The sequence below is a fragment of the Dactylosporangium sp. NPDC049742 genome, assembly GCF_040674675.1.
Taxonomy (GTDB): domain Bacteria; phylum Actinomycetota; class Actinomycetes; order Mycobacteriales; family Micromonosporaceae; genus Dactylosporangium; species Dactylosporangium maewongense.
In genome coordinates, this window is record NZ_JBFANF010000012.1 from 224,500 (window position 1) to 237,322 (window position 12,823).

At 72.2% G+C, this 12,823-nt stretch carries 13 protein-coding genes and 1 tRNA gene; 7 read left to right on the forward strand and 7 right to left on the reverse strand.

From position 1 onward, the window contains the following. Nucleotides 1–147 precede the first annotated feature (147 nt). Entirely contained in the window at nucleotides 148–1,278 is a 1,131-nt protein-coding gene (locus tag AB0J72_RS18060; RefSeq protein WP_363400017.1) for a hypothetical protein, read from the forward strand. 156 nt (nucleotides 1,279–1,434) lie between these two features. Here the strand turns inward: AB0J72_RS18060 and AB0J72_RS18065 are convergent. After that, nucleotides 1,435–1,507: transfer RNA gene (locus AB0J72_RS18065), tRNA-Thr, on the reverse strand. A gap of 215 nt (nucleotides 1,508–1,722) precedes the next feature. Between AB0J72_RS18065 and ugpC the strand changes: the two genes are divergently transcribed. Then, a complete protein-coding gene (gene ugpC, locus AB0J72_RS18070) occupies nucleotides 1,723–2,814 on the forward strand; it encodes a sn-glycerol-3-phosphate ABC transporter ATP-binding protein UgpC (protein WP_344509242.1) in 1,092 nt (363 codons plus the stop codon). 43 nt (nucleotides 2,815–2,857) lie between these two features. Here the strand turns inward: ugpC and AB0J72_RS18075 are convergent, their stop codons facing one another. Both AB0J72_RS18075 and AB0J72_RS18080 read right to left on the reverse strand, forming a co-directional pair. Then, complete coding sequence (locus AB0J72_RS18075) at nucleotides 2,858–5,560, reverse strand: Hsp70 family protein (protein ID WP_363400019.1); 2,703 nt, start codon at nucleotides 5,558–5,560, stop codon at nucleotides 2,858–2,860. A 90-nt stretch (nucleotides 5,561–5,650) separates the two neighbouring features. Further along, complete coding sequence (locus AB0J72_RS18080) at nucleotides 5,651–6,223, reverse strand: helix-turn-helix domain-containing protein (protein ID WP_363400021.1); 573 nt, start codon at nucleotides 6,221–6,223, stop codon at nucleotides 5,651–5,653. A gap of 90 nt (nucleotides 6,224–6,313) precedes the next feature. On the opposite strand from AB0J72_RS18080, the gene AB0J72_RS18085 reads away from it, so the two are divergent. Beyond that, nucleotides 6,314–7,198: an SDR family oxidoreductase gene (locus tag AB0J72_RS18085; protein ID WP_363400023.1), complete on the forward strand. Its 885-nt coding sequence runs from the start codon at nucleotides 6,314–6,316 to the stop codon at nucleotides 7,196–7,198. On the opposite strand, the gene AB0J72_RS18090 is transcribed toward AB0J72_RS18085, so the two are convergent. Then, on the reverse strand, nucleotides 7,110–7,838 hold the full coding sequence (locus tag AB0J72_RS18090) for a response regulator transcription factor (protein WP_363400025.1): 729 nt from the start codon (nucleotides 7,836–7,838) through the stop codon (nucleotides 7,110–7,112). The two genes, AB0J72_RS18085 and AB0J72_RS18090, sit on opposite strands and share 89 nt — an antisense overlap. Nucleotides 7,839–7,987: 149 nt before the next feature. On the opposite strand from AB0J72_RS18090, the gene AB0J72_RS18095 reads away from it, so the two are divergent. Then, nucleotides 7,988–8,602: a hypothetical protein gene (locus tag AB0J72_RS18095; protein ID WP_363400027.1), complete on the forward strand. Its 615-nt coding sequence runs from the start codon at nucleotides 7,988–7,990 to the stop codon at nucleotides 8,600–8,602. Between the two features lie 227 nt (nucleotides 8,603–8,829). Here the strand turns inward: AB0J72_RS18095 and AB0J72_RS18100 are convergent, their stop codons facing one another. Next, the gene (locus AB0J72_RS18100; protein WP_363400029.1) at nucleotides 8,830–9,015 is read right to left on the reverse strand and encodes a hypothetical protein; all 186 of its coding nucleotides are present in this window, start codon (nucleotides 9,013–9,015) and stop codon (nucleotides 8,830–8,832) included. On the opposite strand from AB0J72_RS18100, the gene AB0J72_RS18105 reads away from it, so the two are divergent. Further along, on the forward strand, nucleotides 9,005–9,433 hold the full coding sequence (locus AB0J72_RS18105) for a hypothetical protein (protein WP_363400031.1): 429 nt from the start codon (nucleotides 9,005–9,007) through the stop codon (nucleotides 9,431–9,433). The genes AB0J72_RS18100 and AB0J72_RS18105 overlap by 11 nt on opposite strands. On the opposite strand, the gene AB0J72_RS18110 is transcribed toward AB0J72_RS18105, so the two are convergent. Then, on the reverse strand, nucleotides 9,424–10,755 hold the full coding sequence (locus tag AB0J72_RS18110) for a serine/threonine-protein kinase (RefSeq protein ID WP_363400033.1): 1,332 nt from the start codon (nucleotides 10,753–10,755) through the stop codon (nucleotides 9,424–9,426). The two genes, AB0J72_RS18105 and AB0J72_RS18110, sit on opposite strands and share 10 nt — an antisense overlap. Nucleotides 10,756–10,785: 30 nt before the next feature. Between AB0J72_RS18110 and AB0J72_RS18115 the strand changes: the two genes are divergently transcribed. Then, nucleotides 10,786–11,319, forward strand: a complete 534-nt coding sequence (locus tag AB0J72_RS18115) for an RNA polymerase sigma factor (protein ID WP_354889348.1) — start codon at nucleotides 10,786–10,788, stop codon at nucleotides 11,317–11,319. Here the strand turns inward: AB0J72_RS18115 and AB0J72_RS18120 are convergent. Then, a complete protein-coding gene (locus tag AB0J72_RS18120; RefSeq protein WP_363400035.1) occupies nucleotides 11,314–12,156 on the reverse strand; it encodes a HEAT repeat domain-containing protein in 843 nt (280 codons plus the stop codon). The genes AB0J72_RS18115 and AB0J72_RS18120 overlap by 6 nt on opposite strands. A 38-nt stretch (nucleotides 12,157–12,194) precedes the next feature. Here AB0J72_RS18120 and AB0J72_RS18125 point away from each other — a divergent pair, with 38 nt between their 5' ends. Next, entirely contained in the window at nucleotides 12,195–12,698 is a 504-nt protein-coding gene (locus AB0J72_RS18125; protein WP_363400037.1) for a DUF2199 domain-containing protein, read from the forward strand. Nucleotides 12,699–12,823 lie beyond the last annotated feature (125 nt).

The window sequence follows — 12,823 nt, forward strand, 5'->3', positions numbered from 1 at the left end:
CAGTGGCGCGTGCGTCGGCGGTCTTTGACGGGGCCGGTCCCGGCTCAGCATCCTCGGCGCGCCCGGCTCCCCAGGGTCGGCGCGTCATCGGCACATCGGCACCTCGTCGGTCGGCCGGCGGCGGGCCGCGGAGGCGGAGGAGTGCTCATGCGGAGTTCGTGGTGGCGCGGGTTCGCAGCACTGGCCGTGACGACCGGGCTGGCGGTGGCCCCCACGGCACCGGCCGCGGCGGCGGTGACCGGCTGGACGCAAGTGTCCGCCGGCAGCTGGCACACGTGCGCGGTGCGGTCCGACGCCACGCTGTGGTGCTGGGGCGCCAACAGCAGCGGGCAGCTGGGCGTCGGCGACACCACCGACCGGCGGGTGCCCACGCAGGTCGGCGGCGCCGCCTGGGCGTCGGTCGACACGGGACTGGACCACACCTGCGCGCTCAAGACCGACGGCACCCGGTACTGCTGGGGCCGCAACGCCGACGGCCAGCTGGGGCTCGGCGACACCACCACCCGCGACGAACCGCGCCGGGTCATCGGCGAGGCCGCCTGGCTGTCGGTGTCCGCCACGACGTACGCCACCTGCGGGATCCGTACCGACGCCACGCTTTGGTGCTGGGGGCGCAACACCGACGGGCAGCTCGGCGTCGGCGACACCACCGGCCGCACCCGGCCCGCGCAGGTCGGCACGCAGGCGAACTGGGCGATGGTGTCCACCGCCGAGAACATGGCCTGCGCGCTCAAGACCGACGGCACCCGGTACTGCTGGGGCGCCAACGACACGGGGCAGCTCGGCATCGGCGACACGACCGGCCGCACCGCGCCGCGGCGGGTGGTCGGTGAACCCGCGTGGCGCACCATCACCAACGGCTACCCGACGGGGTGCGGCATCCGCACCGACGGGACACTGTGGTGCTGGGGCGACAACTCCTGGTTTCAGCTCGGCACCGGCGACAGCACGGCCACCGACCGGCTCACCCCGGTCATGGTGAGCAGCCGCACCAGCTGGACCCGCGTCGCGATGGCGACCGGCGGCCGGCACGCCTGCGGCCAGGCGGCCGGCGTCCGCTACTGCTGGGGGCTCGGCGCCCCCGGGCTCGGCGTCGGTGACCTGGCGACCCGGACGACCCCCTCGGCCGTGTTCGACGGCCCGTGGACCGGCCTGTCCGCCGGGTTCGGCCACACCTGCGGCATCCGCAACACACACCTGTACTGCTGGGGCGAAGGCCCCGCGCTGGGCCTCGACACCGACGACGACGCGGTGACCCCCGCACTCATCGCCGCGTAGACACTCACCGACACGGATCCGATGACACCATCGACATGCGTGAACTCCAGCTCGCCGGACGCCAACTCCGGGCAATTCTGCACCTGATCATGCAACTGGGGCAGCGACGAACGCGATCCAGCCGGAGAAGCCGCAGACCAGCAGGGGTAGAACGAGAGCCGACGGCGGGACTTGAACCCGCAACCTTCCGATTACAAGTCGGGTGCGCTACCAATTGCGCCACGTCGGCTGGTGGGACTGATCCTACCGGGCGGGCTGGGTGGGGCGCCTCCGACATACGGGTCGGGCGGGTTGGCAGCAAAGTGGGCAAAAGGGGCTGGCGACCTTGGCAGAGCGGTGAACGGCGCCTAGTGTTACGGGAACTCTGGGTGTGCAGTGACGCTGCCTGGGGCTTCTACTCGGATCGTCCGGCACGTTCCTGCCGGTGGAAGGTGGCACTCTGTCATGGCTACGGTCACGTACGCGAAAGCGTCCCGGATCTACCCGGGGACGCCGCGTCCCGCGGTCGACCAGCTCAACCTCGAGATCGGTGACGGGGAGTTCCTCGTCCTCGTCGGCCCGTCGGGCTGCGGGAAGTCGACCTCGCTGCGCATGCTCGCCGGTCTGGAGGACGTGGACGCGGGCGACATCCTGATCAACGACCGCAACGTCACGCACCTGCCGCCCAAGGCTCGTGACATCGCGATGGTGTTCCAGAACTACGCGCTGTACCCGCACATGACGGTGTACGAGAACATGGCGTTCGCGCTGAAGCTGCGCAAGACGCCGAAGCACGAGATCGACCGGCGGGTGAAGGAAGCCGCGGCGATGCTGCAGCTGGAGGACTACCTCGGCCGTAAGCCGAAGGCGCTGTCCGGTGGTCAGCGGCAGCGTGTCGCCATGGGTCGCGCGATCGTGCGTGAGCCGCAGGTCTTCCTCATGGATGAGCCGCTGTCGAACCTCGACGCGAAGCTGCGTGTGCAGACGCGTTCGCAGATCGCCACGCTGCAGGCGAAGCTCGGCATCACCACGGTGTACGTCACGCACGACCAGGTCGAGGCCATGACCATGGGTCACCGGGTCGCCGTCCTGCTGGATGGCGTGCTGCAGCAGGTCGACAGCCCGCGTGCGCTGTACGACCGCCCGGCCAACGTCTTCGTCGCGGGCTTCATGGGCTCGCCGGCGATGAACATCAAGACGGTGCCGCTGACGGAGAAGGGCGGCCGCTTCGGCGACGTCACGCTGCCGCTGACCCCGCAGCAGATCTCCGCGGCGCAGGCCGACGGTGGCGGCAACCGCGTCACGGTCGGGTTCCGGCCCGAGGACACGGACCTGGTCGGCCCCAACGACGGTGGCATCCCGATCACCGTCGACCTGGTCGAGGAGCTGGGCTCGGACGCGTACGTGCACGGCACCGTCGCGCTCGACGGCCAGGACGAGCGCTTCGTCGTCCGGGCCGACCCGCGCCGCACGCCGCGCCTGACGGAGATCGTGTACGTCCGCCCGCACGTCAACACGCACCACGCGTTCAACGCCGCGACGGGCCTGCGCATCTGAGCTAGCCACAAAGAGGCCGCCTCCACGGAGGCGGCCTCTTTCATTAGGAGGCGGCGAACCGCCACACCTGGAACTTGCCCTCCGACGCGCACAGGATCACGGAGGCGTTCCACGAGCAGCTCAGGCCGGCCACCTTCGAGGACAGCGGACCCAGGGCGATCCGCTCGCCGGAGGACGACGTGACGCCGACGAGCGAGACGTCGTAGGCGGAGGAAGCGCTCAGGGTGCCGGTGAAGAACATCAGGCTGCCGGCCGTCACGCGGACGCCGTAGGAGGCCTTGTCCTCGTCGCGCAGCAGCTGCTTGCCGTCGAGCGAGAGCAGCACGCTGGCGGGCTTGTCCCAGTCGGTGGCGAACACCTGGCGACCGGCGGGGATGAGCACCGTCGAGCCAGGGGCGGGAGCCTCCCAGACCTGCTTCTTCTCGGCGACGGAGATGGCGCGGACCTTGTTCTCCTTGCCGCCGGACGGGCCGTCGATGAGGCACAGCCGGTCGTCGGCGCACGGCGCCATGTCGACGATCTGGACCTTGTCGTTGGAGAAGCTGTAGATCTGCGCCGGCTGACCGGAAGCGGTCAGGTCGTAGACGCTGACCTTGTACTTGGTGCTGCCGCCCGCGACGAACAGCTTGTCCTCGTGGGCGAGGTACTTGGCGCCGTAGTCGCCGATGTTGTTCCAGCTGCGGATCTCGGTACCGTCGGAGGCCTTGATGAGGCGGATCGTGTCGTCGCCGTCGACGCTGACGAGGTCGTCGCGGGCCTTCATGTCGCGGACGGCGGGCCCGCCTGAGAAGTTGCTCGGGCCGCGGAGATCAGTGTTCCTGGTCTGGCTGTAGATGGCGGAGCCCTTGGCGTTGTCGGGCCGGCTCCAGCTGTCCTTGCCGGCCCAGGTGACCGTTTCGAGTTTCTTCCCCTCGTACCGGTGGATCGCCAGCACCGGGCCGAGACCATAGAGCTCGTCGTAGGAGTTGAACGGGGCGTCCCAGAGCTTCTTGCCGCTCTTCCAGTCCAGCAGGAACATCTTGCCGGGGTCCGAGCCGGTGGCGGTGACGACGATGCCGCCCTGGTACGCCGCGAGGCTCCACTTGCTGTAGTTGCCGTCGAGGGTGACCTTCGACCAGGCGGCCTTCATGCCGTCGAGGTCGATGGCCTGGACGAAGAACTGCTTGTCGACCTGCCAGCCGATGACGGCGCGCTCGTTGAGCGTGACCGACAGCGTGGCGTCGATCTTCGAGGGGTCGTCCATCTCGAACGACTTCTCGGCCTTCAGGGTGGCGAAGTCGACGGCGGTGTTGCCGTCGCGGAAGAACCAGAACCAGCCGCCGGCCGCCACGAGGGCGAGCACGACGACCGCGGCGATCCCGGCGACGAGCAGGCCGCGGCGGGAACGCTGCGGCGCAGCGGGCGGGGGGACGGGGATCGACCCGGTCGGCGGAGCGCTGGCACCGTACTGGCCGGGCGGGATGACCTGCGCCGCCGACATCGGCAAGCCGGACGTGGGCGCGCCACCCGACGTCGGCGCCCCGAACCCGGGCGAGACCGGGGCAACCGGCGAACCGCTGAAGGCACCAGTCGAAGGATGCGCCGGAGAGCCGGCAGTGAAACCCGTCGGGCTGGCGCCGTAGCCGGTCGCGGAGGTCACCTCGGCACCGCCAAAGCCCACCTGTGCAGGGGGCGCCACCTCGGCCAGCGCCCCTTCGGCGACGGGAAGCTCCGGCTGCTCCAGTACAGTCGGCGCAATCCCCAACTGAGCATGCAACTGCCTCGCCGCCAGCGGCAGCCGGGACGATCCCCCGACCAGGAACAGGCCGGCAAGCTGGTCGCCCCGCAGGCCCGCGGACGCGATCACCGATCCGGTCTCCCAGACAGCACGGTGGATCAGCGGCCCGACGACCCGGTCCAGCTCCTCGCGCGTGAGGTGGATCGCCTGGTCCGCGCCGGGCACGGTGATCGGCGCGACGGTGGAGCGGGACAGCATCTCCTTCGCGCCGCGGATGTCGTCCCAGAAGAGCCGGCGGTCCCGGCGCTGCGTCGTCGTCATCGGGTTGCGCAGCGCGTCCCAGGTCGCGGGGGCGAACCCGGCGATGACCTGGCCGAGGTGCTCGACCAGCGCGGCGTCGATGTCGAGGCCGCCGAGGTCCTCGACGCCGCCGGAGCCGATGACGGTGAAGCGGCCGTTGTCGTTGCGGACGACGGCGATGTCGAGCGTGCCGCCGCCGAAGTCGAACACGGCGAGGGCGGAGCCCACAGGAACGGGGCGGCGCAGTACATCGGCGAAATAGCGGGCGGCGGCCACCGGCTCCGGGACCAGCATGACGGGTGGCCAGCCCGCGCGCCGGGCGGCGGTGGCGAGGGTGTCGCGGCGGAGGGTGCCCCACGCGGCCGGGTAGGTCAGGACCGCGGTGGGCAGGAACCCGACCGCCTCCACGGCCGCGCGGGCGACGGCGGCGAGGATGGCGGCGAGCAGGTCGACGGTCGGGATCTCGCGGTCGCCGAGCAGGACGGTCGGCTCGTCGATGCGGCGCTTCGGGTTGGGCTCGAAGCGCGACGGGTCGAGCCCCGCGAGCCGGGCCGCGTCGCGGCCGACGTGCAGCCGGCCGTGCTCGTCGACGTACACCCCGGACGGCATGATCGGCGCGCCGTCGACCAACAGCGGCCGCGTGCGGCCGTCGGGCCAGCGCACCACGGCCACCGTGTTGGACGTGCCGAGGTCGACGCCGATCGCGAAGCCCTGCTGAGGCTCATTCACCGGCCCATCCTAGGTGCGCCGCCAAATGGTTCGTTCAGCCTCACATCGTGGCGACCACCGAGGACCTGGTGCGGCTGGCGCGGGCGTTCGTCACGGTCGCGGCGCGGGCGATGGGCTGTGCAGTGCGCTGAGCTCGTCGAGGGTGGCGCGGATGCACGCCGGGAAGTCCAACTGGCAGGTGATCCACTGCTCGAACGCCACCTTGAAGACCGCCACACCGAGCTCGGCGGCGAGGGCGGCGGCAACGGGCGGCACGCCCCGGTCTCGGAGCGCTGCGGCGGCCGCGGTACCGAGGGTGGCGAGTTTCAGCAGCTCACGCTCGTGCAGGCTGGGGGTGGCGGCGATGATGGCGGCCCGCTGGCGGGCGAAGTCGCGGCGGTCCTGCATCGCAACGGCCGCGCGTTCCATGGCGGCACCGACGACGTCGAGCGGCGGGGCCTCCTTATACGCGGCGATCGCGGCGACCACCGTGTCCTGCAACATCCCGGAGCCGTCGAAGAGGACCTCGCGCTTGTCGGCGAAGTGGCGGAAGAACGTGCGCTCCGTGACGCCGGCGCGCTGGGCGATGTCGGCGACGGTGGTCTGTTCGTAGCCGCGTTCGGTGTACAGCGCGAGCGCCGCCAACATGAGGCGTCCCCGCGCGTCCGGCTCCCAGCGTGCCATAGCTCACGAGTCTAGTGATGACAGCTCCTGACATCACGCGCTATGGTCGGTGATGTCAGCGACTGACATCGTCAGCAGGAAGGCACCATCATGCGCATCTTCGTCACCGGAGCCACGGGCTGGATCGGCTCGGCCGTCGTCCCCGAGCTCATCGCCGCAGGTCACGACGTCATCGGCCTCGCCCGGGACCCGGCCAAGGCGGCCACCCTCAAAGAGACAGGCGCCGAGGTGCTCAACGGCAGCCTCGACGACCTCGACAGCCTCCGGGCCGGCGCCGCGAACGCCGACGCCGTCGTGCACCTCGCGTTCAAGCACGACTTCACCGACTACGCCGGCGCCGGGCGGACCGAGCGGGCCGCCATCACCGCCCTCTGCGAGACCCTGACCGAGGGCCAGCCGTTCCTCTTCGCGTCCGGCGTCGCGCTCATCACGCCCGGCCGGGTCGCCACCGAGCACGACCAGAACCCCTCCAGCGGCCCGGACGCCCCGCGCGGCGGCGCCGAGCAGCTGGCGTTCGAGTTCGCTGAGCGCGGCGTCCGCAGCGTCTCGCTCCGCTTCGCCCCGACCGTCCACGGCGCCGGCGACCACGGGTTCGTCGCCGAGCTGGTGCGGATCGCGCGCGAGCGGGGAGTCTCGTCGTACGTCGGCGACGGCACCAACCGGTGGCCGGCGGTGCACCGTTTCGACGCCGCGGCCCTGGTACGACTGGCGCTCACCGCACCCGCCGGCGCCATCGTGCACGCGGTCGACGAGGAGGGCGTGCCGGCCCGCGACATCGCCACGGCGATCGGCGACGGCCTCGGACTGCCGGTCGCACCCGCCGCCGCCGAGGAGCTCGGCTGGATCGGCCGGTTCTTCGCCGCCGACATCCCCGCGTCCAGCGCCGTCACCCGGGAGCTGCTGGGCTGGCAGCCGACCCACCCCGGCCTGCTCGAGGACCTGGCGGCCGGCCACTACTTCCGTGCAGCTTCGTAACGATCGCCGACATGTAACCGGCGACGGTGCCCGCGGCCAGGCCGAGGCGGGTCGCGACGGTCGCGGCGGGCAGGCCGGCGGCGACAAGCTCCAGCACCTGCCGCTCCTTCGCGCTCAACCGGGCCGCCGCGACGCCATCGCTCGACCCGGCCGCCGCGACGTGATCGCTCAAGTCGGCCGCCGCCGCGAACTGGTCGCTCAACCCGGCCGCCGCGAAGTGGTCGTTCGACTCGGCCGCCGCGAGCTGGTCGCTCGACTCGGCCGTCGCGAAGTGGTCCAGCATCCGGCGGGCGACGCCGGGGCCGAAGAACGCGCGGCCGGCCGCGACCGTCGCGATCCCGTGGCGGATCTCGTCCTGGGTGGCGCCTCTGACAAGGTACCCACGGGCGCCGGCCCGCATCGCGGCGAAGACCTGCTCCGCGCCCTCGGACATGCTCAGCACCAGCACGGCGGCGCGGGAGACCACGGCGTCGAGGCCGGACAGGCGCAGGTCCATGACGAGCACGTCCGGCCGGGTGGTGGCCACGGCCTCGGCCGCCTCCCGGCCGGTGGCGACCGAGGCGACCACCTCGATGCCGGGCAGCGCCGCGAACAGGGCGCGGCTCTCGGCATGCTCGGCGGCGACGGCCACGCGGATCACGGAACCAAGCCTAAGCCGTAGCAGAGCGCTTGACGGCACACAAGATCATGGACCCTGACGGATTGCTGACTCGGCCGCGGCGAACAAACTCCCCAAGGGGCGCATCGAACCCTGCGACACCGAAACACCAACCGTTTAGGGAGCCCATCATGCGTACCAAGGCCATCACCGCGATCGTCGCCGCCGCCCTGCTGCTGTCCGCGTGCACGTCGTCGCCCGAGCGCAAGAGCGGCGACGCCGCCCCGGCCGGCGCCACCACCGCCTCGCCCGCCACGTCGGCCGCTACCGCCTCGCCCACCGCCACGTCGGCCGCCCCATCGACGCCGGCCGCCACGAAGACCAGCGCCACCACGACGCTGGTGCTGGGCCCGCAGGGGTACGGCGCGCTCCGGCTCGGCATGACCCGGGAGCAGGCCGTCGCCACCGGGCTGCTGACCCCGTTCGAAGACGCCGGTTGCCCGCAGGCGTTCATCAAGGGCCGGCCCGCAGGCCAGGGCAGGGTCTTCCTCTCCCCCGAGCGCGGCATCTCCGCGATCTGGGGATGGCCCACGCTGTCGACGGCCGAAGGGCTGCGGGCCGGCATGTCCGTCACCGACGCGCGCGGCCTCTACCCGAACTGGACCGTCGGCGACGGCACCTTCGCTGAGGGCCGGCACTACGCCAAGGTGCCCGGCAACGAGAAGGCCGTCTTCCGGATCGGAACGTCCGACAACAAGGTCGACTCGGTGACCCTGCAGCTGGCGAACCAGAACTGCTACGAGTAACCGCACAGCCGCGGCTCGCGGCTCGGCACCAGTGCACTGCACGAAGACAGGTCCGGCGCGGGAGATCCCGCGCCGGCCTTCGCGTGTCCGGCCGGCGCATCAACCACCCGGCGCCGGCCCGTGACGGATGCATGACACCGCGGCGGCGAACAAACCCGCCAGGGGCGCATCAAACCCGGTGACCACCCAACAGCCAGCCAAGGAGTCCCCCATGCGCACCAAGGCCTTCACTGCCCTCCTCGCCGCCGCCTGCTGCTGTCCGCGTGCACCTCGTCGCCCGAGCGCAAGAGCGGCGACGCCGCCCCGGCCGGCACTTCCGCCGCCACCGGCAGCGTCTTGCCCACCGCCCCGGCTGGTACTTCCGCCGCCGGCAGCGCCTCGCCCACCGCCCCGGCCACCACGATGGCCAGCACCACCACGACCCTGGTGCTGGGCCCGCAGGGGTACGGCGCGCTCCGGCTCGGCATGACCAAGGAACAGGCCGTCGCCACCGGGCTGCTGACCCCGTTCGACGACTCCGGTTGCCCGCAGGCGTTCATCAAGGGCCGGCCCGAGGGCGAGGGCAGGGTCTTCCTCTCCGCCAGCCGCGGCATCGCCGCCATCCAGGCGTGGTCCACACTGTCGACGGCCGAAGGCATGCGGGTCGGCATGCCCGCCACCGAGGCGCGCGCCCTGTATCCGAACTGGACCATGGTCGACGGCAACCTCACCCAGGGCCGCCACTTCGCCAAGGTCCCCGGCAACGACCAGGCCGTGTTCCGCGTCTTGACGTTCGGCGACAAGGTGGAGATGGTGACCCTGCAGCTGGCGGACCAGAACTGCTACGAGTAGGCGGACAGCCGCAGGCCGGCCAGGATCTCGCCGGTACGGTCGGCGGCGCCCACCTGCTTGACCTGCACGTACACGCCGAAGCCGGGCACGGAGAGCAGCACTTCGCTGTAGGAGACGCGTCCGGAGCAGGACGTCCAGCGCCGGACCCGCGCCTGCCCGCCGGCGACGGCCACCGTACGGGCGGGCTGTTCGACGCAGGGGGCGGCGTGCTCGGGCAGCGTGGGCGCCGGGCCGCCGGTCGTGAAGGCGCCGGCGAAGACGCCGGGCAGCGCGCTCGCCGGATCCGCCCAGGCGACGACGTCGGTCGTCACCACGAGGCCAGGGGCGTGGCCGCCGGGCAGCCCGAGCACCGCCGGGTCCCAGCCCGCGTCGCGCAGCTGGCCCGCCCAGGCCGGCGGCACCGCGATCGACAGCACGCCGCCGGCGTCGCGCACCCGCACCCAGCCCGGCGGCGGCCCGCCCGCGGCGGCGGAGTTCGCGCTGACTGCCAGTACAGCTGCCGCCGCGGCAACCAGCGTCGCCGTCCGCAACACCTTGTGGCGGCGGGCGCCCCGCCCGATCGAGTCGGCGGCCGACCGCAGCTCGGCGGAGAGCTCGGCCGCCGACGCGAAGCGCTTGCGCGGGTCGGGGTGCAGTGCCCGGCGCACGATGGCGTTGACCGGACTTCTTCCGGCGATCCGCTCGCCCGCGGCGGGTGGGCGGCCGGTGAGCATGTGGAACAGGGTCGCGCCGACCCCGTAGACGTCGGCCCGCACGTCCAGCCCGCCGCCGAGCCGGGCCTGCTCGGGTGCCGCGTAGCCGGGCGTGCCGGCGGCGATCGTGAAACCGGAAGCGGTGGCCAGGGCCTTGGCCAGGCCGAGGTCCGCGACCAGGACCCGGTCCCGGCCCGGCGCGGGCTGAAACAGCACGTTGGACGGCTTCAGGTCGCGGTGCAGCACCCCGGCCGCGTGCAGCTCCGCCACGGCGTCGGCGATGTCCGCCGCGACCAGCAGCGCCTCCTCGACCGGCAGCGGCCCGCCGGCGAGCCGGTCGGCGAGGGTCCCACCGGCCGCGAACGGCATCACGAGATACGGGCGGCCGTCCGGCAGCTCGCCGACGTCGAGCACCCTGACCAGCAGCGGCGAGTCGGCCCGCCGCATGATCCGCCCCTCCTCCTCGAACCGCGCCCGCAGGTCCGAGTGGTACGTCCAGTTGTCCGCCAGCACCTTGATCGCCACGGATGCGTCAAGCGCGTCGTCGGCCCCGAGCCACACGGTGGCGAACGCACCGGATCCGATGCGCCGCAGCACGCGGTATCGACCGATATTGTCAGGCACTGGCACGCCGCAATTATCAGTCATGAGGGGACTTCGTTGACCGACATCGAACAGCTCGCGGCGCGCGCCGCGACCGGCGACACGGCCGCGCGTGACGCGCTGCTGGCCGGCATCGCCCCGCAGGTCATGCGCCAGTGCCAGCGCATCCTGCCCTGCCGCCAGGACGCCGAGGAGGCGTGCCAGGACGCGCTGCTCCAGGTGGCGATGAAGATCACCACGTTCGACGCCCGTTCCCGCTTCTCCACGTGGCTGTACGTGGTGACCGCGAACTGCGCCCGGCAGACGTACCGCAGCCTGAAGCGCCGGGCGAGCGAGCAGTCGACCCCGCAGCTCCCCCTCGACACCGCCGACCCCCGCACGACGAGCGTCATCGCCGGGTCCCGCCTGGATCTGCTGGACGCCCTCGAGCAGCTGGAGGCGCACCGGTCCGAGCTGGTCGGCCCGCTGGTGCTCCGTGATCTGTGTCAGCTGTCGTACGAGGAGATCGCCGCCCACCTCGACATTCCGGTCGGCACCATCAAGTCCCGCATCCACGACGCCCGCCGCCACGTGCGAGCCTCGCTCTCATAGGTGGGTCATCGTGCCCAGTTTGAGGTTCGCGCAGCCGCGCACGCTCTGGTTCTCGTCGTGGAGCAGCTCGCGCAGGGCCGCCCTCGCCGTCTCCACCTGAGCGGGGGTCGCGGGCGGTCCGGGCCGCTGGCGCGGTGACCGCCAGGTGGGCACGACCAGCTGCGCGACGGCAAGGCTCAGCACCTCGCGGACCAGCACCGACGGGTCGTGCCGGAGCGCGACCATGCTGTCCAGCGCCGCGAGGTCGCCGTAGTACCCGAGGATCAGCAGCGTCGAGCTGCGCAGCCTCAGCTCCGGGTCCTGCAGCATGCGGACGAGCGCCGGCAGCACGCGCTCGTCGCCGTACAGCTCGGACAGCGCGCCGCTGGCCGTCCCCCGCACCCGCCAGTCCTCGTCGTGCATCGCGGCGTCGAGCAGCTCGAAGTCGTCGAGCGTGACCAGGTGCTCCAGCGCCCACAGGCCCGCACACCGCAGCTCGCGGTGCCGCTCGGCGGTGAACGCCAGCGCCGTCGGACGGCACCCCGCCGGGTCGGCCTCCATGAGCCCTGCGAGGGTCGCCTTCAGCCCCTCCCACTCGTGCGGGACCGGCCGGGCGACCGCCCGCAGCAGCAGCGGAAACGCCCGCGTGCCGCGAAGGCCGGCCAGGATCTCGGCGAGAAGCTCGACCCCTTCGTAGTCCTCGTCGTCCAGGCACCGCTCCAGCGCCGCCTGCACCGGCGGCACGAGGCTGAGGTCCCCACTGGCCGCGAGTTCCTGGACGACACCCGGCCGGAGCCTGACGGTGATGTCGTCGATGCTCGCCAGTACATCCGCCAACGCCGCCTGCAAGTCGGCCATGGCGCGAACATTAGCGCCCGGCGCTGTAGGGTCGCGCGATGAGTGAGCAGGGGTTCGTGTGCCGGGGCTGCGGCCAGCGCCACGGCGGGATGCCGTTCTCCTACGGGGCGATCGCCCCGCAGGTGTGGAGCGACGACTACGCCGGCGACGAGAGCAGCACGCTCGAGGACGAGCTGTGCATCATCCAGGCCGAGCACTTCTTCGTCCGGGCCCGCATCGTCATCCCCGTGCTCGACGCCGACACCGACTTCGACTGGGGCGTCTGGGTGTCACTCAGCAGGGCCAACTTCGAGCGGTCGCTGGAGCTGTGGACGACGCCGGGCCGGGAGCAGGAGCCGCCGTACTTCGGCTGGCTGTCCACCGAGATCCCCGTGTACGAGCCGACGACGCTGAGCCTGAAGACCCACGTGCACACCCAGCCGGTCGGCAGCCGCCCGCGGGTCGAGCTCGAGGCGACCGACCACCCCCTGGCCGTCGAGCAGCGCGACGGCATCACGCGCGACCGCGTCCAGGAGTTCGCCGAGCTGCTCCTGCACCCCTAGTCAGGTGGCGTGCACCGGCCGGAACCGAAAGAAGCGCCGCCCGGGCCGGGGACCGGGCCGCGCGTGGTAGGGTGTAACGCCGGACGGGGGGCGGGGGGGGGTGACCTCGGGGCGGGGGTCCGCGG